The organism is Ruminococcus turbiniformis (assembly GCF_020687545.1).
In the GTDB taxonomy this organism is placed as follows: Bacteria; Bacillota; Clostridia; order Lachnospirales; family Lachnospiraceae; genus Mediterraneibacter; species Mediterraneibacter turbiniformis.
This window is the reverse complement of the sequence record NZ_JAJEQX010000046.1, coordinates 1-20,106: the sequence shown is the minus strand read 5'-3', so window position 1 is coordinate 20,106 and position 20,106 is coordinate 1. Positions and strand designations below refer to the sequence as shown.

Here is a 20,106-nt window from a genome sequence, read left to right as displayed (position 1 = left end):
CGGGCTTTGCGAGTACCTGCCATAACCTATCCTCCATAATTGTAGTGAAATAGTCTAAATATCTATCGACTACAATTATAGGCAAAACTTGGGGATCAGGAAATCCGCAGGAATATTTGGCGCTTACAAACCAATTAGCAAATTGGTTATCATTACCATCATGCTGCATATTAAATTGATAATTGTCCGGCTTTTATTATTCATTCTTTTATCCTTTTAGCTTCCTAACGTAGGGGAGAATTTTCCTCCATATTCTCCGATATAGTTTTACGGTATCATACTTTTTTAAGTCTGCCTTGTAAAACCACCGTATTTGTGTTGGAAGATCCTCTTTTTCTATGTTATTTCGCATACTATTCTGAATCGGTTGATATCTCAGCGATGAAAACATCGGATTTCTTCCACTTTTCATTTTCTTTGCTATCGCAGATAACTGCTGCGCTGAATAATGAAAACCATAGTTCTCCGGAGATACACCCTCTGCATAAAGTCCCAAAATCGTTCTCCAGCATTTCTCACAATTGCAGCAGTTTGATCCACCCGTTGATTCCCAACAAACACGAAGGGGAATCTTCTTTCCGTTCTCCTTCGAAAATTGTGTAATATTGTGTATTTTCATCTGCCGGGTAAATTCATACCCATCATGTACTATGTTACATCCGCAAAAACGAACATAATTATCAATTGTTGGGTCAGACGCACAAGTTACCCGTCCTTTATCAGCTGCAGTGAAAGAAGATGCGAAGTAAGCAGTTTTCTTTCCAAGAGCATACATGGCCGGGGCTGCATGGCAAATGATACCGATACCATGCTGGAATCCATGCCACCACCCATCACCAGAATTTCGCACAATGGCCCCCAGCAGCCCTTCACGCAGGAAGTCTCGAAAACTGGTCTTGACCGTTACATAATCCAGACCAAATTCATTACACGTTTCTTCCAGGTGATCCTTTACTCGATTCCAGCCTGTTTCATCCTCCAGAGCGACATCAGCACCCCACAGCGTTATGAGCGTCGGTTTTTCCGAAATATGCTGGGTCAGCGTGTTGAACGCATCTACACCACCTGAAAAGAAAGCACAGGCACCAGATTGGGCATCCACCAAGTTTTCTTCAATCCGGTCAACTGTGAGCATTCCGCCGAAGTTCATCATCGGGTACATATCCCGGTATCCCCGTTTCACATCTGCGATGCAATTATAAAAGTCCTTGTCGCAAGATGGCACTATTATTTCCGCATCATAGACCCAGGCAATAGGAAGGACATTCGCCAACAGAGGAACAACCGCTACACTGGGAGGCACGGAAGTAATATCCATACTGTACGCAACAGAAAATGTGTTTTCCATCTGGAATGCCTCAGCCCATGCACCCTCGACCTCATAACGATATACAATTTGATTCTCTTGAATATGCGGTAAATGTACCCAAATTTTGTTTTTCATATTATAATGCCCCCTCCTTCAATTTCTCCAATAAGGGAGCAAATTCTTGTTCCAACGTTGGCCCCATATAGTGGCATTCTTTTTCCAAGTCAAAAGAGTTAATTATACTCTCAAATTCTTTTACACTATTGATATACTTTACATAGCTATTATTCTCAATCCAACGATAGACCAGCTTTACTTTTCCGTTGATATTCCCCATTGCAATACAAGGTGTATTCGTTATGGCAGCAAACACCATACCATGGAGGCGATCTGTAATAACCAGCTTTGATTTTGAAAACTGTACCAGCTTCTTTTCCACTTCAACTTTTCGATTGGCTACTGATACACAATACGCCAATTCCGTATCGGTATGGCTTATAGTTTCATATGGATAGTGCGCTCTTACCACAGCTTCAAGATAACGTTCATCATCCGATTTTAATACCTTTTCTTTATCCGAACGCAAGCAGAACAGTACCCCGGTACGTTCAGTATGCGGATGCTCGCAGTTCAGTACGGTCACAATATCCGGAACCAGTTCCACACATACATCTGGCATATTTCTCTTCATAAATGCATAGCTGTTTTCTTCTCTGGCAAATATCGTCAAATCTTTACACCTTTGATATGCCTGATATGAGTCCAGAAAGAAGTCATAACCCTCTTTGCTATCCATATCAAAGGTAATTGTCTGCGGAAACACAAGTACCTTTTGCTTATCAAACGCCTCCAGAATACGTCTAAAGCGATGTTCTTCTTTAGGCCATAAAGCCCCCAGGAACCCGCCCCCAGGAACCACTATCAAGTGGTTCATGGGAGTAAATAAACCGAACAACCGCTCTATTCTATCTATCATATTTGCAGTTAATTCATAATAAGATATACCTAAAGTCTCCAATAACTGCTGCTCTGCCAAAACAATTGCATGATCACCTAGATTTTCATGCGTTGGTGTATCTATCAAAATAGCATCCACTTTACGCACATTCCAAATATATTTTATCAAGTAACATATTCTGTTGAAATACGCACGTAGGTGCTTAAGTAAGTGCATAACTTTCTATACCCCCTTCTTATTAAATTGCAAATTAACGTCATACCTTATAGATTGACAATACTCTTTTCCCGAATATAAGATAAACTGCTAAAAATAGTTTGAATTTTACTTTTTCACTCTTGTTTTTGAAAGCGGTAAACAATACTTTTTTTGTTTCTAGATTATGTTCAACATATCCCATATTTAACGCAGAAATTAAGCATCTTGCATATAGACTTAATGTTCTTTCTTTTAATTCTATCTCACCATGCATTTCAAAGAAGTGCATTCTTTCTGAATAAGCCATTAATAGTTCTCTAGCATTTCGCTCTGGATGAGAATTCATGATGCTGTTAGGATTCTGATAATAACCATATAATTTTGCCGTAGTAACAGCCACTTTAGGACTTGCATAATAGTATTTGTATGTCGTTGCCTCATCTTCTTGATTTCTACCTGCCGGAAATTCATATTTTGCAACAATATCGCTTCGAATAAGGCTTGCCCAAGCGGTTGTCAAAAAATAAAATTGGTCCATCATAGAAAGGCAAGCCTCTCTTCCTGATAGAACATATTCCTCCTCGACAAATTTATCAAAATCCGCAGAATCTTCTGATGTTTTCAAATAATTGCAGCATGCCATGCTGGCATCATACTTGTAAATTTCTGATAATAATATCTCAACAATATTGTTTGCGACATAATCATCTGAGTCCACAAACATAATGTAATCTCCTGTAGCAAAATGAACGCCATAATTGCGCGCATCTGACAATCCGCCATTTTTCTTATGTACAGAAATAATACGTTCTTCTCTATTAGCCCAATCATCACATCTCTCACCGCAATGATCGGGCGAACCATCATCGACCAGAATGATTTCCAAATTCTGATAAGTCTGATTTGTGAGCGATCTTATACATCTATCTAAAAACTTTTCTACTTTATATACAGGTACTATAATGCTTACCTTAACCTCTCTCATTTAGAATTATCCTCTCTTTGCTCTTGATTGCAGCATTGTCCTGATATATTCTATACCCTGCAAATTATCAATACATCTTTTCTTTTCTTCTTCAGTCAAGAGTGATTGTTTCCACTCACTATTCCAGTCTTGAAATCCACGGATAACGTATGCCTCAACAGCATAAGTTCCCGTTATTCCACCATTTATATACTCATTCAGCATGAACCTTCTGGTCGGCAAGAATGCCTGGGTTTTATATAACTTTCCAAGGCATTTCCACTTTTCTTTCAGTTTCTCTTTGGTCATAGTTATACCGGAATTGATCATCATCTCCGGAATCGGCAGCGATATCTGGTACATCCCAACCATTCCAGTGTAACCAGCCTGTGTTGCCGCCTTTTGGAACAGTTCCATTACAATAATATGTTCTTCGTGCCAATCAAGATAGCAAGGAAGGAATACACATTTCGGTTGCTCATCAGCCAATATCTGTGCCAAATCTCTCAGGCGATCCTGTACAGTAATAAAACGATAACCATATTTCTTCGCTACTGACTCTGCCTCATTTCTTCTTATCCTATGCAGTTGCTCACTGTCTCCACCAGTCATATCCATGTTAACTACCAGAACCTGCTCCGATTGATGTAATAAAATCTGGCTGCATCCAATCCATTCATCATCTGAGTGAGGCATTAGTATAATTTTTTTTCCTGTCGGAACGTCCTGAGTCAACTTTGGAGAAATAGACTTTCTGCACGCCCTGGCATCCTGATACCACTCGTATTCTCGATTTAAAATTCTAAATAGGGCTTTGACTTTTCTAAAAACTTTCATTTGTGAGACCTCTGTAAAGTTTTAAGTGTTGCTCCGCAATGTTAGCCCAAGAAAAAGCTTCTTGTATTTTCGCTCTAAATGCAGGTGTATTTTCTATGAGCATTGCCTTTTCAAGCTGGCGTCGAATGTCCTCTGGATTATTGGGATCAATCGTTAGACAATCGTGAAATACATCATAATCCAGAATTGGTAAAGTATTGGAAATCACTGGCACGGCACCTGCCATTGCTCCTTCCACAATGGATAAGCCAAAGGTTTCGTGAAAAGAAGGAGCAATCAACACCTTTGCGTTAACATATGCAGACTTCAGCAATTCCGATTCTGTATCCAACCAGCCAAGAAAGTGAATATTGGGAGAGTCTTTTGCAATTTCCAGACATTCCTCATAGTATCCGTTATCAGAAAAATCCGGTCCTCCCGCAAACACTACCTCTGTATTCGTTCCTTTCAGCCCACGGATTACATTGATCTGATTTTTATTCTTATCGAATCGAGCTACCTCCAGCGCATATTGGCAACGCTTTCCTATGACATCAAAAATCATCTGACTGTTTGTTTCTGGTGTGTCTGCACCATTGGGAATCACAAGGATTTTCTCTGATGTCACATGATAATGCTTTGCAATAAAATCTGCTTCTTTTTTTGTCTCAGCAATAATTGCATCCGCCAATTCGCACATTTGGAAAAGGAGTTTATAGGTTGTCATTACTGGAATTTTCCGTATTGTCCAATAAAAATCAATACTTGCAGCTTTGTCTAATCCTACCACAGCCGAAAGTACTACCTTCATTCCCTTTGATTTTGCATACTTCATTAATCCGAGGTTACTGATATCTAACATAAACACATGAAGAATATCATACTCATCCGCAATAGTGTTAAACTTATCAAAATAATCAACTGTGCAGCCTGTTTTACGCACCGCTTCCGCAGTTCTAACTATTCTATTATGAACACCTCCCGCTGTATTTTGAAAGGCAGTATCATATGTCTGAACTAATACTTTCAATTTTCCACCTCTTGTATTTGTCATCGTAAAAATATAGCCCCCAATAGACCCAAAACATAGTTACATTCCATAGTGTCAATGAAAATTGCATTGGAATCAGCCAGCAAAATAAGCAACAAAGTTGGAATAATTTGTACTCTTTACACGGATTGTAGCACATCTTATAAACACTATGTAAAAGCAGAATAATAAAGATTATTAGTCCAATAAAACCAAAGGATAGTGTTATATCGTAAAAAATGTTATGCGCATATCCATTGGTCGTGGCTTCAAACACACCAATTCCATGGCCTAAAAAAGGTTTTTCTGATATCCACATTTGGGCTGTTTCCCAAATATTCGTTCTAGCCGAAAAAACAATATCCGCATTATCAGATAACATTATCTTCATAGTAGTTATTGAATAACTGGATACGCCAAAGTATTTTGCCCAGTCAATAATCCACAATAGAATCGTTCTCCAACTCAGTATTCCCAAACAAGCAACTACGCTATAAATAAATCTTTTCACATTGCTACCGGACAAAATCAGTCCACCCAAAAACAAGAGGATTGCTGTTACACAAGCACCCTTATTTCCATAGAAAGATATCATAATCAGTTCGATAACAATAGGAACAAAAAAATGTCGATTCCTGTAATAAAAATAGCCAAGCAACAATCCAGTAAACGAGAACATAAGCATATTAAATCCATACTCCATGTATCCACCATTAAATTGGTAACTAAAGAATGGATCTAAAATCAGTAACACCCCATTGATGCAAGAAAACCTCACAATCCAATATAAGACCCTCTGATAATCATTGACATTTATTAGCAGAAACAGTGCCATAACCCCATACATAAAGTAGTTCACCATATATGTTGCAGAAACTTCGGGTGGGCTAAAATATAACAGCACCTCAAAAAATGCAGATACAATCACCCATTTTATGAAACACCTTTTTTCAAACACGTGACTATTAAATAAAGAGGATAATAAAGCCACTGCAATAAAGGAAGCAATAATAACAGATGAGCGTGCTCGAAATAAAAACAAAATGGGTCTAAGCATCGCAAATCCAAAGACATAGAATATGAATATAAACTCTGGTGTTACTATTTTTTTCTTCATATCTTCTTCCTTCTTATAGTGCGTTCTATAATATAATCAATCAAAACAATGCTAAATCTGAATGGAATTTTTATACAATATCTGAACCAGAACGAGAATGCACCTTTTAAATCACGAGCTCTTAAATATCCCAAAAAGATTCCCCTGTAACGATGTGACCAAATCATTTTATCGGCGTTTTTCTTTTCTCTTGCGCACCGCTCGATCATATCCTGGTAGGAATTCAGATAATGCAAGGTCTGCTCCTCGTGTTTATGCGGATTCCCCGCTTCATTTGATCGATCACTCACATCAAATTCAACTAAAACTTCTGGAACAACACCGATTGTCCCACCATTTCTGAAATATCGAAGTAAAAAAGCAGCCTCCTGGTGGCGCATAAAGGTTTCATCCCAGCCCCCACAGGCCAGTGCATCTTCCTTCCACATCATAATGACATTTGTCAAAATGATGTGATCTCCACTGAGAATATTGTAGGAAAGATCCCCTTCATCGTAGGGTATAACGACTTCTCCGTCTCTGTCCCAGCCACAGTACACCGCACGGAATTGCGGATGCTGAAGTAGATATGCCATCTGCTTTTCAATCTTTTCCGGATAAAAGAAATCATCATCATCCAGAAATGCAACAATTTCTCCATCAGAACTTTTGATTCCGGTGTTTCTGGCAACAGAACCATTGGCGTTTTTGCTGTGCTTTACATACTTGATTCTTTCATCTGATGCGTATTGCGCCATAAGCGCTTCCGTGTTTTTTCTGTATTCCGTATCCGGATTGTTGTCATCCACAACCACAACCTGAATATTTGAGTACGTCTGGCTTAACACAGACGCGATTGCCCGGGGCAACATATTCGAACGTTTATATGTAGGGATAATTACGCTTACCATCGGCTTTATGCTATTTTCTGTCATAAATGTATTCTCCTTCTCCTAGTCAATGATTTTTCATACCATTTATCATTAGCAAAAAAGCCCTCATCATACTCATATTGTTTTTATACCTTCGATATTTGGTTATAGCAAAATATGCGCAATAAATAACACCAATTTTACCCATCAAGCGATAAATGATTGCTCCTCTTTTCATAAAGTACTCGTCTGTGAAGCCTCTAAACCAATTAGACTCAGATTGATTGACTTCTCCAATGATAACAGGAACATAATATGCTTTTAACCCTTTTTTCAAGCAATCATAAATAAAAATATTCTCTTCCCCAGATCCCATAGGTGTTCCAGAGCCATATTCTTCATCAAAAAGAATCCCCGCTTTTTTAATACTGTCTAATTTCATGCTAATCTGAACACTTGAAACTCTTAATGCCTTCAAATATCCAATTTTATATGGTTTATTAGAGTATACTTTTTCCTCTAATATCACCTTGAAGCAAATAATATCGGCATCTGGGTATTTTTTGTACGCATCAACTATTTTTTCTTCATAATCCTCATACAATAGCTCATCGTCATCACAAAGCAAACAATAATCACCCTGAGCATTTTCTAATGCCAGATTACGGCTTCTACTTAACCCACGTTCCATTGTGGAAATCATCTTATACTGTCTTCCGCATTCTTCCTGCTTTTGAACAGCATTTTCGTTGCATTGGTTAATGATCAGACCGTCCGTCGTCACACCAGTTTTTTCAAACAATGCTAAGTCAGTTTGGTACATTGCGGAAATTAACACTTCAACTTTCTCACTCACTAAATTACCCCTTATTCTCTACTACCTTTATCAGCTCTTGGTAGGTATATTTTCTATTGAATTTTTCTTCAGCACATCTACGGGCATTAGCACCCATTTCTTTTCTAAGTTTTTCGTTACAAACTAATTCTTGCAGTTTGTCAGCAAAAGCTCGATAATCACCAGGTTTAACGGAATATCCCATATGGTACTCTTCAATGAGCTTTTGATACTCGACACTATTTTGAGTATTGATGACTGGAAGACCGCACGAAACATAATCAGCGTGCTTATTAATAATAGATGCTACAGATGTGCCAACAATAGGATTTGCTGTTATATCACATTCCGAGAGTAATGCACACATATCATCATATGGAAGCCGTCCAGTAAAATAAGCATTCACATTCTTTTGAACTGCATATTCCTCAAATTTGCTCTTTTGGGGACCATCCCCCATTACAATTAGTTTAATACTGGTATTTCTTAGGTAATCTAATGCATCTATTACACATTCTAAGTCATAAGACTTTCCCAATGTTCCACAATACGCAAGCCACACTTCTCCAGCTTGTTTCTTCAAAAACGTTTCTTTTTTTGAATTTTCATCAAAAGTCTCGAGATTTGTTCCTAGAAAAACCGAGTGTCCACATTCACATTTCGTATTTACACTTAGTGCTCGATCAACATAGGTTTGCGAAACCGCAATAACATCATCTGCTCTTCGGTAAATACTATTCGCCACCCATTTAAAAGGTAAGAAAAAGAGATTGCTAATAACAGGAATGTTTAAAACCATTTGAAATGCTTCGGGCCACAAATCTTGTATATCAACAATAAATCTAATTCTATTGATTTCGCAGTGCTTTGAGATAAAGAATGGAGCGGTAAGAGAAGGTACTGCACAATACACAACATCAGGTCTTTTTCTTTTTTTAAGGTATTTTATTACATTCTTCCCCCAAATGTAGTGACTATAGAATCTTTGAATACTTATATTCTTCTTATATCCAGGTTCAATAATAAGAGTTATTTTGTAAGGATGTTCACTTATTGTTTCTCTTTGTTGTTTGGTAATATGATAAAAACTACTTGTGACAATCTCAACTTCATTATTCTCGCAAAGCAGTTTTGCTAAATAACTAAATCTTCCATTATCGGTTTCAGTGAAATCCATACAAAAATTTGCAACAATAACAACATCCATACTTTTTCATCCTACTTTATCTTTTTAGCGGGAAGCCCAACATAACTCCCTGCTTCAACAATATTCTTAACTACTACTGCCCCTGCACCAATCATGCAGGCTGAACAGATGGAAACATTATTACTAACTGTTGCTCCCGCACCAATCCATGTTCCATCCCCCACAGAGACAGTCCCACACAAATGACTTCCTACCGCAATATGTACATAATCGCCCACTTCACAATCGTGATCCACGGACGAACAGGTGTTGATGATGCAACCTTTTCCAATCCTTACTCCCGGATTGATTACGGCACCAGCCATGACTACGGATCCTTTGCCTACCACTACATCTTCCGCAACAACTGCATCCGGATGAATGAGCGTAACCAGTTTTTCATCTGGTATAGATTCCTGTATCTGCTTCCGGACGCCTGCATTGCCAATCCCAATGATTACATCAGCATCTATCATTCCTGATTCAGTGCTTTTTCCTATTACCGGATAACCACCACATTCATGAATGCTGTCATCATCATCTAAAAAAACAATCTCTTTGTAGCCATTCCTTCTTGCAATATCTGCAACTACCTTTCCATAACCGCTTGCTCCGATAATTGCTAATTTTCTCATTTCTATACCTCCGCATTGCCTTTTGCTTCAGCAGCTTCTGTTCCCATGAATTCCTCCATGGTTGCGGAGGTTTCAGAACTGATTCCTTCTCGTTTTAATACTGTCCATACGGTCTTGAAGATGATCTTCCAGTCCCCAAGAAAAGTAATGTGGTCTACATGGCTCTCCGCCTTTTTCTGGTGTTTCTCCTCTTTTCCCCGGTGTTTCTTACACTTTCACCAGCTTATTTAGAAGAGCTTCTCTCTTTTCTGGTGTCCTGCCAAAACTACCCCGTATAATGCGTGGCTGCTTTCCAGATTTTCTCTCTATTGGTGAGATTACATAAACCTGATGTCCATGTTTGCAAAATTCTCTTAACAGATCTGTGTATATGTTGTGTTCATTTATTGAGTCAAAATCTAATAATGTAAGAAATAATAAATTCATTTACTTCTTATTCCTTTCCAACTACAAATACATAATTTGTCGTAGCGCTTCCACCAATATTCAGCATCATTCCATTCCTGGGGACATCCCCGTTCTCTTTTCTCACCTGATAGGTTCCTGCCGTTCCACTAACCTGTTTGTACAAATCCAGGAACATCCTTGCACCTGAAGCCCCTACCGGATGACCGCATCCAATTAAGCCTCCGCTTGGGTTGATCGGCTTATCCCCTTTGAAATCAATTCTTCCTGATTCTACAGCCTCATATTCTTTTCCTGGCGCTGTAATTCCAAAGGCCGAAATAGCTGCATATTCTGATGAAGTAAAACAATCATGCGTTTCAAACACATCAATGTCATCTACTGTAAGTCCAGCTCTTTTATATGCTTCGTCTACCGCTTTCCTTGTCCATGGGAGGACATACTCACTCGCTGCATTATCTCGAATCTTCTTTTCAAATAGCATTGGGGCTGTTCGATGCCCATATCCTTTCACTATAGGAATACTCTTCTGATCTTTTCCCAATTCTTTTATCAGCCTTGCACTTGCGAGAAAAACCACCGCAGCTCCATCTGTAACCTGTGAGCAGTCTGAAATGCCCAATCTGTTTCCAATTAAATTATTTGTATCGGTTCCTCGATGAGATGCCTGATCATAATCCATAAACCATTTCCTAGTCTGAGCTTTTGGGTTTCTTTTGGCATTGGAGTAATTAATTACTGATATTTTTGCCAATGCGTCCATATATCTGTTTTCATCCAGGCAATACTTTTTTATTGTTTCGTCGGCTAATTTCCCAAATAATTTAGGGAATGGAAAATCAATTCCTTTTCCCTCTTTTTCATAGTAAGCTGCACGTCCAAGAATATCTCCACATGTTTTGGAGTCTACTGTTTTCATCAGTTCCCAGCCTATGACCACAGCAAGATCATATTCTTCTGCTTTAATTTTTGTAATAGCGGAATCGAGAGCAACGGAACTTGATGCACAGGCCGCCTCATATCTGGCTGAGGGGACTCCATAAAAAGCCGGGTTGACTTCAGTTAATAATGCTCCCAGATGACCCTGCTGTATATATTCCTCAGCGATAAAATTCCCAACAAAGCAGGCAACTCTGTTCTCATTATTAAGTTTCACTATATCTTCATAATTCAGTCCAATTTCAACAAGTGCATCTGAAACAACTTCTTTTAATAGGGCAATAACATTTTTGCCCTCTTTACTCCAATTTCTTTCAAAATCTGTCTGACTTCCCCCAAGCACGTATACCTTATTTTCCATTGTACAGCTCCTTAATATTTCGCTTTTATAAATCTGCGATAGTCATATCTGGATATTTCAACTTCTTCAACAAGCTCTGAAAAATGAACTTTATTCAACATATCAGAATCCAGTCTTTCTTCACATAATTTCTGAAAAGCCTCAATTCCACCAAAAGCTTTTATCATTGCCAGAGGAGGGCACCAGTTAAATCCTGCCGCCATAACATCATCTGCAGAATGGATATCATATCCTACATCTCTTGCCGTTTCTAAAGAATATAAGATGTATTTAAGCAGGAAATTACAGCATATATTTGCCTCCTGTGACCGATTATTGATCAGTGCACTAATTCCCTGTTCATAATCCCCCTCCCGAAATGCAGAAATCATTTCTTCAACAAAAGGAAATTTGTATTTCATGACATTTCTGTAATTCCCATGTTCAATATCATACACTTGGCGGATTTTCACACCGCTTTCATGCATAATAGTTTTATATAACCCTTCTCCGGATTTTTTCCCTAATCGATTTTCTTTGATAAGCTGTTCTGCAAAATCCGGCAGAATAAATGTATCATGTGCATAATCCCGGGTATTTTCATATAGATTATCTACAATAGCTTTATGTACATCTAAGCCCACAAAATCAGCTGTTACAAGCGGAGCCATTGCTCTCCCTGTAAATGGACCAAGAATCGAATCTATATAGTCAATCCCCCCATTGTATTTATACTGTTCCGCCATCTGGAGAGCCTCATTAATAAACTGAAACCCAATTCTGTTTCCCAAAAATGCCGGGGAATCTTTTACTTCTACCATTGTTCGGTATAATGTATCTTTTCCGTATTTAAAAATCTCATTGAATACAGTTCTATCTGTATATACTGTTGGTGTTAATTCGCATAAAGTCATATTGTATGGTGGATTAAAGAAATGCATCCCCATGAACAACTTTCTTTGTTCTTCAGAATATAATTCTGAAAGTTTTGTGATAGACAGACCTGAAGTTCCTGTGCATATAACCCGGTCCTTCCCATCATTAATTTTTTTCAGCACTTCAGAAATTCTGCTGTGCAGATCTACTTTTACTTCCCAGTCCTCCGCACAGGCTTCAAAAACCAGTTCCGATTTTTCAACACACTTCTCAAGCTGTGAATAATCAGATGCTATCATTTTTTTCTTTACACTCTCTGCCCTGACGGATTTATAAGCCTTTTCTTTTGCTGAGATGGATTTCTCTATACTTCTACTTACAAGATATACCTGAGCGCTTCCAAAGGAGGCAAATATTGCTGCAATATTTCTGCCCATTGTTCCATTGGCACCTAATATAGTCACTGCATGGATCTGCATCTTTGTTATCCCCTTTATTCTCTGAATTTTATTGGCTTTGCCGGACTTCCCACAGCAGTACATTTAGCTGGAATGTCTTTTACAACTACAGATCCGGCTCCTATGATTGTTTCTTTCTCTATTGTTTTTCCTTGAATGATCTGCGTACCTGTTCCTATTTCTGCTTCGTCTTCTATCGTAACGAATCCAGAAATATTAACACTCGGATATACTGTCACGTAATTACAGAGTCTCGCATCGTGTCCAATCGTACAATCAAGATTAACAATGACATGTTTTCCGATATTTATATCTACTGTTATAATACATCCGGCACAGATAATACTCCCTTCTCCAATCTCTACTCTGTCTGAAAGCAAAACAGCGGGATCCACCAAAGTAGCAAAGTGTATATTCTTATTTGATTCTATTCTTTTTATAATTTTCTTTCGTGTTGATGCCGCACCTACTGCACATACCACCCATATATCCCTGTTTATATTTAAAAGATAATCTGTTCCTGCAATAATCTGATACCGGCCTTCCTTCTTGCCGTGCAATTCGTTATTGTCATCAATAAATCCTTTTAAATTCCATTCTTCATTGCACTTATTTATTCTTTCAACCAGCCATGCAACTTCTCTTCCGAATCCGCCAGCTCCTACTATATATAATTCTTTCATATTTCTCCCACTTTGCTTGTTGTTCCTTTAAATTCTTCCATCGTAACCGATGACTCGGAACTGATCCCTTCTCTTTTTAATACTGTTTTTACTGTCTGTAGAATAATTTTCCAGTCTCCCAAAAACGTCACATGCTCTACATACTCCACATCCATGTCAAACTTCTCTTCCCAGGAAATAGAATTTCGTCCATTTACCTGAGCATATCCTGTAAATCCCGGTCTTACTTCATGTCTTCTTGCCTGATGTTCGTTGTAAAGGGGAAGATATCTAACTAACAAAGGTCTCGGTCCTACAACAGCCATATCTCCATTCAGGATATTGAATAATTCCGGCAGTTCATCCAGACTTGTAGAACGAAGAATTTTTCCAAATCTCGTCAGCCTCTCTTCATCTGGTAAAAGATTGCCGTCTTTGTCTTTTTTATCTGTCATAGTCCGAAATTTATATAATGTAAAAATCTCTTCGTTTAATCCAGGTCTTTCCTGCTTAAAAATAACAGGAGAACCAAGTTTTAAACGCACCATGGCTGCAACAATCGCCATGACTGGTGAAAGTACGATAATAGCCAGCAATGCACAGCAGAAATCCTGAGGACGTTTTATGTACTTTTCATAAAATCCAGGCCTATGTTTTAACCGATCCATTTCTTCGTTTATAATATCTGCCTGGCTGTTCTGATCTTGTTGCTTTGCCTTTCGTTTTCCAGACAGATAAGCAGTCATTCCGCCGGCAGCACCAAGCATCGCCGCGATTACAAGTTTTTTTCCGCCTTTCATTCTCTACTCAAAACATCCCTTCACAATCTCGATCACTTTCTCCTGCTCCTCCGCCGTCATCTTATTATCACTCGGAAGACACAGGCCCCTCTGAAAGATATCCATACCTACATCCAGCGGCTTTCCGTCTTTTCCAAGTACTCCACCGCTGATATATGCATTCGTTTTTGCCCTTCCGTCTCCCTCTCTTGTCACAAACCCATTCATCCGATAGATCGGCTGCATATGCATGGGCTTCCAGATCGGCCTTCCTTCAGCATTATATTTTGCAAGCGTCTCCAAAATTTCTGTCGGACAGCTCTTTCCAGGCTTACTGATATATAAAGCCTCTTGTTCTCCCCTCACCTGGCAGCACATTGCCTCTGGTTCGATCAGCATACAACTCAGCCAAAAGTTCGGCTCACTGTTTTCTTCATCAAAAGGATTCATCACGACCGGCAGATCTTTGAATCCTTCCCGGTATCGCTCATAGATTTCCTTTTTCTGTGCAATATGTTCCTCAAGATAATGAAACTGTCCCCTAACAACTCCGGCGATCACATTACTCATCCGATAGTTGTAACCCAGTTCTTCATGCTGATACCATGGGGCATTTTCCCGGGACTGAGTGGACCATTTTCTTACTTTATCTGCCGCTTCCTTGTCATCTGTCAAAAGCATTCCCCCGGCAGAGCCGGTAATGATCTTATTTCCATTAAAGGAAATGCAGTTATATTTTCCGAAGCTTCCTGTCTGTACGCCTTTATAGGAAGCCCCCAGAGATTCCGCCGCATCTTCAATAATAACTGCTCCATGCCGTTCACATATTTCCCGGAGCTCATCTACTTTTCCAGGTGTCCCGTAAAGATGAGCCACAACAATAATCTTTACTTCCGGATGTAACTCAAAAGCTTTCTCTAACGCGATTGGATCCATATTCCAGGTATCATACTCTGTATCAATAAATACAGGTACACCGCCCTCATACACAACTGGATTGACCGTTGCATCAAAAGTCATGTCCGAGCAGAATATTTTATGTCCACTTAACGCACCCTGGCCGATCTCCTGCTGACCATATACATCCATCCCAGCCAGTTTTACCGCCATATGAAGTGCTGCCGTCCCGGCGGAAAGTCCGACTGCGTACTTGCATCCTACCTTTTCACACGCCAGACGCTCTGCTTCGTTAATATTCTGCCCTACAGTAGACATCCAGTTTGTCTCGTAAGCTTCTTTCACATACTCCAGTTCCGGCCCATGCATAGTCGGGCTGGACAGCCACACTTTTGTAGGGAATGGTTTTATATTTGCATCCATAACTTCCTTTTTCTCCCTCCATATGCTGTTTACAAATTTTCTTTACTTATTCCCATAAAAATAAGGATCTCCTTTTCGGAAATCCTTTATTTTATATATCTATATATCGCTCAATTATCTTTACTCCAGCCGTCTGACATTACTGTAAACTCTCGCAATCTTCTTCCAGCCTGATCCCCAGCAATATCTTTCTTTCCTTCCCCAACAGCCTCTGTCGGATCAATACAAATCTTTTTCTCACCCTCTGCTTTACAATACAGTCAATATATTTTCCTACAGCGCCTTCCGCGCCGATAATCTGCTTTTCCTCATCCAGTTTCACCAAAGATCGTCTTACCAGGTGTCCTTCGCTTTGTATATTTTCCAAAAATTCTTTTTCCTCACCAGACACTCTCAGAAAAAAAAGCTCTTCGCGAGCAGCTTCTTCATCACTTTTTAACAGCTTTGTCAGCTTCGGCACACCTTTCAGGCTGTAATAAACTTTCTCCGGCATATCAGTATCTACAAAGATATATCCGGGAAACAGAACACTTTGATAAACTCTCCATCCGTCCCCTTCCCGGTCAGCGCATTCTCTTCTTATATAAAAACATTCCCGGTAATATTCCCCGGGAATTATTTTTCTTATCATATCTGTAAGAATCTCTTCCTGTCCTGTCACTGTCTGGATCACATACCACATAACCCCACCCCTCAGCATTTCCGGCAAATTTAGCGTATGCTTCGCCATATCCGCAGCATATAACAATTGCTCCGGATTATCACGCATAAAATATTACCGGCACCCACCTCTTCCATAGCACACACTACAGATGAGGGTTCTGATCCCGGTATTTGTAATCAATAATCAAGCCTAACTTTTCGCTGTAATCTCCAGTCCGGCAGGCATAGCTCTCTCCGCGCCTTTTGCTGGAATGGCGATACTGGCGATTCTTTTATGCCGGTCGATTTTTCGGATTCTTCGTTCCATGCCAACCAGAGGTCCCCGGATAACATGAGTAATGCCGTTACGGATATATCCCTCCGACATCTTCAGGTGATGATCATGTCCGCACAGTCTGCGCAGGAACAGCTCTTCTTCTGGCTCTATTCTCTGCAGCATATCCGCACCTTCTAATATATGAACAAATCTGCGGTATGGCTCCAAAGATTCGGCCAGGGCAGCTGCATCCTCCGTTTCCATAAAAACATAGTCAGGAAACATCTGCTGTTTTTCTACATGCCAGCTTCCCTGATAACGTTTCATGCGGTCATATGTGAATACAAAAATGTCATGCAGTATATCATCTGATATATTCCGGCTGCAGGAAGCAATAATCTCCTCTGCTTTTCCGGAATGGCATTTTAATACACACCACATAAGATCAACTCCCTTATTTTCGTAGAGCTAGTTACTCTACGAAATTTACAGGGATCCTCAAACAAACAGTACTGTACAATATCTGTTAATAAGGGGAAAGATTTTGATTTTTCTCAAATTTTAGAATTTGATTCTGATAATATTAGTTATAGATTTGTAGACATTAAGAAATCAGTAAAAAATTACTATTGAATCATTAAAAAAAGTGAGTTATACTAATCTATGCTTCGTAGAGTAACTAGCTCTACGAACTTTTTTAACTCTGTTATATCGTTTTTCACGGCTATCCGGAAATCCAGAAATCGATATTCTGTTTCCCTTGTTATTCCATTACCCCCATGCTAAAATTACTATCAGAAGTTCTTTATGCGAAAGGAGTGCTTCCTGATGAATTATATGGATAAAATGCGCCTTCCGGTAGGAATCGAAAATTTTGAGGAAATACATACAGATAATTATTACTATGTAGATAAAACATCCATGATCCGTGATCTTATTTACCGGCGTGGAAAAGTAAATCTGTTCACCCGCCCCCGCCGGTTCGGAAAATCCTTAAATATGAGTATGCTGAAAGAGTTCTTTGAGATCGGAAGCGACCCACAGCTGTTTGACGGGCTGCACATTGCCTCAGAAACTCAGCTCTGCAGAGAATATATGGGAAAGTTTCCTGTAATATCAGTCAGTTTGAAAGATGTCAACGGCACAGATTATAAAACGGCACGTTCGCTGATATGTTCAGTAATTGGTGAAGAAGCGCTCCGATTTTATGATATTCTTATTAACAGCAAAAAGCTGAATGAAATTGAAAAGGACCGTTACAGACAACTCATTACCATTGATTATGAAAACCGTGAAAGTTTCCTTATGCCCGACACCGTACTTATGGGCAGCCTGAAACTGCTGTCGATGCTGCTGGAAAAGCATTATGACAGCAAAGTAATTATTTTGATAGATGAATACGACGTACCTCTGGCAAAGGCGAACGAAAAACAATATTACAGTGAGATGGTTCTCCTGATCCGGAATATGTTTGATCGAGCCCTGAAGACAAACAACAGCTTATATTTCGCAGTTCTTACTGGATGTCTGCGGGTTTCAAAGGAAAGTATTTTCACAGGGTTAAATAATCCTACTGTTTTCTCTATCACTGATGAAGACTGCGACTCCTATTTTGGTTTTACCGATAATGAAATGAGGGAGATGCTTGCTTATTATAATCTGGAAGATAAACATGAAGCCATCAGGGAATGGTATGATGGCTATCGGTTTGGGGATACAGACGTATACTGTCCCTGGGATGTTGTCAATTATGTGAATAAACTCCTTGTAAACAGAGAGCTCACTCCACAAGATTATTGGTCCAACACAAGCAGCAATGATATTGTAAAACATTTTATCGAAAAAGTAGGTGACGGGCTCTCTAAGACTGAAATTGAAGATCTGATCGCGGGCGAGACAGTAATGAAGGAAATCCATGAGGATCTGACATATGACAGACTGTATGACTCTGCAGATAATATATGGAGTGTGCTGTTTACAACCGGTTATTTAACTCAGCGGGGAACATCTGACGGAAGAGTATATCAGCTTGCAATTCCCAATATGGAGATCCGTAATCTTTTCAAGAACCAGATTATGGATATGTTTAAAGAATCCGTTTCAAAAGATGGCGAGACTTTGCTAGCATTTTGTAATGCTCTGGCGGCAGGAAATGCACGGGAAACTGAGAGACTGTTTACAGAATATCTCGGCCGCACAATCAGTATTCGGGATACATTTGCCCGGAAACCTACGAAAGAAAACTTTTATCATGGCATACTTCTTGGAATTCTCGGTTTTAAAAGCGGTTGGTATGTAAAATCAAACAGGGAATCCGGAAACGGATACAGTGATATTTTTATCAAAGTTGAGGATAAAGATATTGGAATTATAATAGAAATAAAATATGCGGAGAAAGAGGATTTAACTGCTGCTTGTGAGAATGCACTCAGACAGATAGATATGCGGAACTATACAGAAGAGTTTCATCAGGCCGGAGTAGTTACTGTCCTGAAATACGGCATTGCATGTTTTCGTAAAAAATGCCGGGTACTTGTAGAAAAAGAAAATAATTAAGGTAAATAAGGAGTCTTCCGGCAATCTTTCCAGCCGGGGGGGGGGGTATTATGGCTTCCTGGATGGAAAGACTGCCGGAAGGCCGTTGTTTCAGGCCGTCACGGCCAGGCTTTCTCTTTTTATTTTCCGCAGCAATGCTTATATTTTTTCCCGCTGCCGCAGGGGCAGGGTGCATTCCGGCTGATCTTTGGCTGTGTCCGGACATATGGCTTCTGCTTTTCCTCAGCCTGCCACCCGTAATCCCACGGCTCGGACCATGGATACAGCTCCTCTGTCTCTATATCATTATCGTCCATTACATCTTCCCCGCAGATAATCAGCTCGTTAAGCTTTTCCGCTGCTTCTTTCCCCTTCTTTGAGCTTCTTGACAATTCATCAGCCAGAGAACGCGCTTTATTAAACTCACACAAAACAGTATAGGCCCGGGCCAGAAGATAGATAAATTCTTCAGAACGGATGTGCTCACGCTTTTTATATGCGGCCAGTTCATCCGCATCCCGAAGGCACGCGGACATCGCACCATACATCTGCTCTTGGATTTTCACCGGAAATTCGTACATCTGTAAATAACGGTGAATTAGTACCATCTGCACGGTCTAACTGTACCACCCTGCCGAAACAAGAGTACCACCTTGCCGGTTGGCTGTACCGGTCGGCAACTGTACTTTGCCAACGATGCGAACCACTTTTCCGGTGAAGTGAACCATCCTTCCGGATGGTTGATCCACTCGATATTCGATTACTTTGCCTAAAGACGGTATCTGGCGAGAATGGAGCTTGCAATGGCTGTTATCGCCTCGCTGACGCAACTACGACATTGACAAGTGCCATCCTGCCAGATGAATGACAGCTAAACAAAGCAAACGCATTCCGTGCTGATGGAGCGTTGACTCCACAGCCGATGACCTGATGTTTTCAGGACATCTTACATAGAGTCATTCCAGCGCATACGC

The 20,106-nt window shown here is 39.8% G+C and carries 19 protein-coding genes; 1 reads left to right on the top strand and 18 read right to left on the bottom strand.

Translation table 11 applies throughout. The annotated features are described in order from the left end of the window. Window positions 1-208: 208 nt before the first annotated feature. From LKD70_RS16855 to loaP, 17 genes are all read right to left on the bottom strand, one after another. Window positions 209-1,444, bottom strand: a complete 1,236-nt coding sequence (locus tag LKD70_RS16855) for a hypothetical protein (RefSeq protein WP_227709040.1) — start codon at window positions 1,442-1,444, stop codon at window positions 209-211. 1 nt (window position 1,445) lies between these two features. Then, on the bottom strand, window positions 1,446-2,483 hold the full coding sequence (locus tag LKD70_RS16850; protein ID WP_227709039.1) for a polysaccharide pyruvyl transferase family protein: 1,038 nt from the start codon (window positions 2,481-2,483) through the stop codon (window positions 1,446-1,448). 40 nt (window positions 2,484-2,523) lie between these two features. Next, the gene (locus LKD70_RS16845; RefSeq protein WP_227709038.1) at window positions 2,524-3,450 is read right to left on the bottom strand and encodes a glycosyltransferase family 2 protein; all 927 of its coding nucleotides are present in this window, start codon (window positions 3,448-3,450) and stop codon (window positions 2,524-2,526) included. A 6-nt stretch (window positions 3,451-3,456) separates the two neighbouring features. Further along, window positions 3,457-4,266: a PIG-L deacetylase family protein gene (locus tag LKD70_RS16840; protein WP_227709037.1), complete on the bottom strand. Its 810-nt coding sequence runs from the start codon at window positions 4,264-4,266 to the stop codon at window positions 3,457-3,459. Further along, the gene (locus tag LKD70_RS16835; RefSeq protein ID WP_227709036.1) at window positions 4,253-5,275 is read right to left on the bottom strand and encodes a glycosyltransferase; all 1,023 of its coding nucleotides are present in this window, start codon (window positions 5,273-5,275) and stop codon (window positions 4,253-4,255) included. The genes LKD70_RS16840 and LKD70_RS16835 overlap by 14 nt, the downstream gene beginning before the upstream one ends. Beyond that, window positions 5,250-6,392, bottom strand: coding sequence for a hypothetical protein (locus LKD70_RS16830; RefSeq protein WP_227709035.1), 1,143 nt, complete (start codon window positions 6,390-6,392; stop codon window positions 5,250-5,252). The genes LKD70_RS16835 and LKD70_RS16830 overlap by 26 nt, the downstream gene beginning before the upstream one ends. Continuing rightward, window positions 6,389-7,306: a glycosyltransferase family 2 protein gene (locus tag LKD70_RS16825; protein ID WP_227709034.1), complete on the bottom strand. Its 918-nt coding sequence runs from the start codon at window positions 7,304-7,306 to the stop codon at window positions 6,389-6,391. The genes LKD70_RS16830 and LKD70_RS16825 overlap by 4 nt, the downstream gene beginning before the upstream one ends. Before the next feature lie 22 nt (window positions 7,307-7,328). Continuing rightward, window positions 7,329-8,099 (bottom strand): glycosyltransferase, encoded by a 771-nt coding sequence (locus LKD70_RS16820; RefSeq protein WP_227709033.1) that lies wholly within the window; start codon window positions 8,097-8,099, stop codon window positions 7,329-7,331. A gap of 4 nt (window positions 8,100-8,103) precedes the next feature. Beyond that, a complete protein-coding gene (locus LKD70_RS16815) occupies window positions 8,104-9,285 on the bottom strand; it encodes a glycosyltransferase family 4 protein (RefSeq protein WP_227709032.1) in 1,182 nt (393 codons plus the stop codon). An 11-nt stretch (window positions 9,286-9,296) separates the two neighbouring features. Continuing rightward, window positions 9,297-9,899: an acetyltransferase gene (locus LKD70_RS16810; protein ID WP_227709031.1), complete on the bottom strand. Its 603-nt coding sequence runs from the start codon at window positions 9,897-9,899 to the stop codon at window positions 9,297-9,299. A gap of 433 nt (window positions 9,900-10,332) precedes the next feature. Next, window positions 10,333-11,604: an acetyl-CoA acetyltransferase gene (locus LKD70_RS16800; RefSeq protein ID WP_227709030.1), complete on the bottom strand. Its 1,272-nt coding sequence runs from the start codon at window positions 11,602-11,604 to the stop codon at window positions 10,333-10,335. An 11-nt stretch (window positions 11,605-11,615) separates the two neighbouring features. Next, the gene (locus tag LKD70_RS16795) at window positions 11,616-12,938 is read right to left on the bottom strand and encodes a 3-hydroxyacyl-CoA dehydrogenase family protein (RefSeq protein ID WP_227709029.1); all 1,323 of its coding nucleotides are present in this window, start codon (window positions 12,936-12,938) and stop codon (window positions 11,616-11,618) included. A 14-nt stretch (window positions 12,939-12,952) separates the two neighbouring features. Continuing rightward, on the bottom strand, window positions 12,953-13,600 hold the full coding sequence (locus tag LKD70_RS16790) for an acetyltransferase (protein ID WP_227709028.1): 648 nt from the start codon (window positions 13,598-13,600) through the stop codon (window positions 12,953-12,955). After that, window positions 13,597-14,247, bottom strand: a complete 651-nt coding sequence (locus tag LKD70_RS16785) for a sugar transferase (protein ID WP_227709043.1) — start codon at window positions 14,245-14,247, stop codon at window positions 13,597-13,599. Before LKD70_RS16785 ends, LKD70_RS16790 begins: the two co-directional genes overlap by 4 nt. A 135-nt stretch (window positions 14,248-14,382) precedes the next feature. Continuing rightward, window positions 14,383-15,678 (bottom strand): DegT/DnrJ/EryC1/StrS family aminotransferase, encoded by a 1,296-nt coding sequence (locus LKD70_RS16780; protein ID WP_227709027.1) that lies wholly within the window; start codon window positions 15,676-15,678, stop codon window positions 14,383-14,385. A gap of 139 nt (window positions 15,679-15,817) precedes the next feature. Continuing rightward, the gene (locus LKD70_RS16775; RefSeq protein WP_227709026.1) at window positions 15,818-16,360 is read right to left on the bottom strand and encodes a transcription termination/antitermination NusG family protein; all 543 of its coding nucleotides are present in this window, start codon (window positions 16,358-16,360) and stop codon (window positions 15,818-15,820) included. Window positions 16,361-16,531: 171 nt separating this feature from the next. Then, a complete protein-coding gene (loaP, locus tag LKD70_RS16770) occupies window positions 16,532-17,038 on the bottom strand; it encodes an antiterminator LoaP (protein WP_227709025.1) in 507 nt (168 codons plus the stop codon). A 387-nt stretch (window positions 17,039-17,425) separates the two neighbouring features. Between loaP and LKD70_RS16765 the strand changes: the two genes are divergently transcribed. After that, window positions 17,426-19,153, top strand: a complete 1,728-nt coding sequence (locus LKD70_RS16765; protein WP_320442612.1) for an AAA family ATPase — start codon at window positions 17,426-17,428, stop codon at window positions 19,151-19,153. A 119-nt stretch (window positions 19,154-19,272) separates the two neighbouring features. Here the strand turns inward: LKD70_RS16765 and LKD70_RS16760 are convergent, their stop codons facing one another. Next, window positions 19,273-19,740, bottom strand: coding sequence for an SEC-C metal-binding domain-containing protein (locus tag LKD70_RS16760; RefSeq protein ID WP_227709041.1), 468 nt, complete (start codon window positions 19,738-19,740; stop codon window positions 19,273-19,275). Between the last annotated feature and the right edge of the window lie 366 nt (window positions 19,741-20,106).

Bases quoted from the DNA above. Each gene is read 5' to 3' on its own strand.
- LKD70_RS16855 (WP_227709040.1), bottom strand. From the start codon at position 1,444: ATGAAAAACAAAATTTGGGTACATTTACCGCATATTCAAGAGAATCAA.
- LKD70_RS16850 (WP_227709039.1), bottom strand. From the start codon at position 2,483: ATGCACTTACTTAAGCACCTACGTGCGTATTTCAACAGAATATGTTAC.
- LKD70_RS16845 (WP_227709038.1), bottom strand. From the start codon at position 3,450: ATGAGAGAGGTTAAGGTAAGCATTATAGTACCTGTATATAAAGTAGAA.
- LKD70_RS16840 (WP_227709037.1), bottom strand. From the start codon at position 4,266: ATGAAAGTTTTTAGAAAAGTCAAAGCCCTATTTAGAATTTTAAATCGA.
- LKD70_RS16830 (WP_227709035.1), bottom strand. From the start codon at position 6,392: ATGAAGAAAAAAATAGTAACACCAGAGTTTATATTCATATTCTATGTC.
- LKD70_RS16825 (WP_227709034.1), bottom strand. From the start codon at position 7,306: ATGACAGAAAATAGCATAAAGCCGATGGTAAGCGTAATTATCCCTACA.
- LKD70_RS16815 (WP_227709032.1), bottom strand. From the start codon at position 9,285: ATGGATGTTGTTATTGTTGCAAATTTTTGTATGGATTTCACTGAAACC.
- LKD70_RS16810 (WP_227709031.1), bottom strand. From the start codon at position 9,899: ATGAGAAAATTAGCAATTATCGGAGCAAGCGGTTATGGAAAGGTAGTT.
- LKD70_RS16800 (WP_227709030.1), bottom strand. From the start codon at position 11,604: ATGGAAAATAAGGTATACGTGCTTGGGGGAAGTCAGACAGATTTTGAA.
- LKD70_RS16795 (WP_227709029.1), bottom strand. From the start codon at position 12,938: ATGCAGATCCATGCAGTGACTATATTAGGTGCCAATGGAACAATGGGC.
- LKD70_RS16790 (WP_227709028.1), bottom strand. From the start codon at position 13,600: ATGAAAGAATTATATATAGTAGGAGCTGGCGGATTCGGAAGAGAAGTT.
- LKD70_RS16785 (WP_227709043.1), bottom strand. From the start codon at position 14,247: ATGGATCGGTTAAAACATAGGCCTGGATTTTATGAAAAGTACATAAAA.
- LKD70_RS16780 (WP_227709027.1), bottom strand. From the start codon at position 15,678: ATGGATGCAAATATAAAACCATTCCCTACAAAAGTGTGGCTGTCCAGC.
- LKD70_RS16775 (WP_227709026.1), bottom strand. From the start codon at position 16,360: ATGTGGTATGTGATCCAGACAGTGACAGGACAGGAAGAGATTCTTACA.
- loaP (WP_227709025.1), bottom strand. From the start codon at position 17,038: ATGTGGTGTGTATTAAAATGCCATTCCGGAAAAGCAGAGGAGATTATT.
- LKD70_RS16765 (WP_320442612.1), top strand. From the start codon at position 17,426: ATGAATTATATGGATAAAATGCGCCTTCCGGTAGGAATCGAAAATTTT.
- LKD70_RS16760 (WP_227709041.1), bottom strand. From the start codon at position 19,740: ATGGTACTAATTCACCGTTATTTACAGATGTACGAATTTCCGGTGAAA.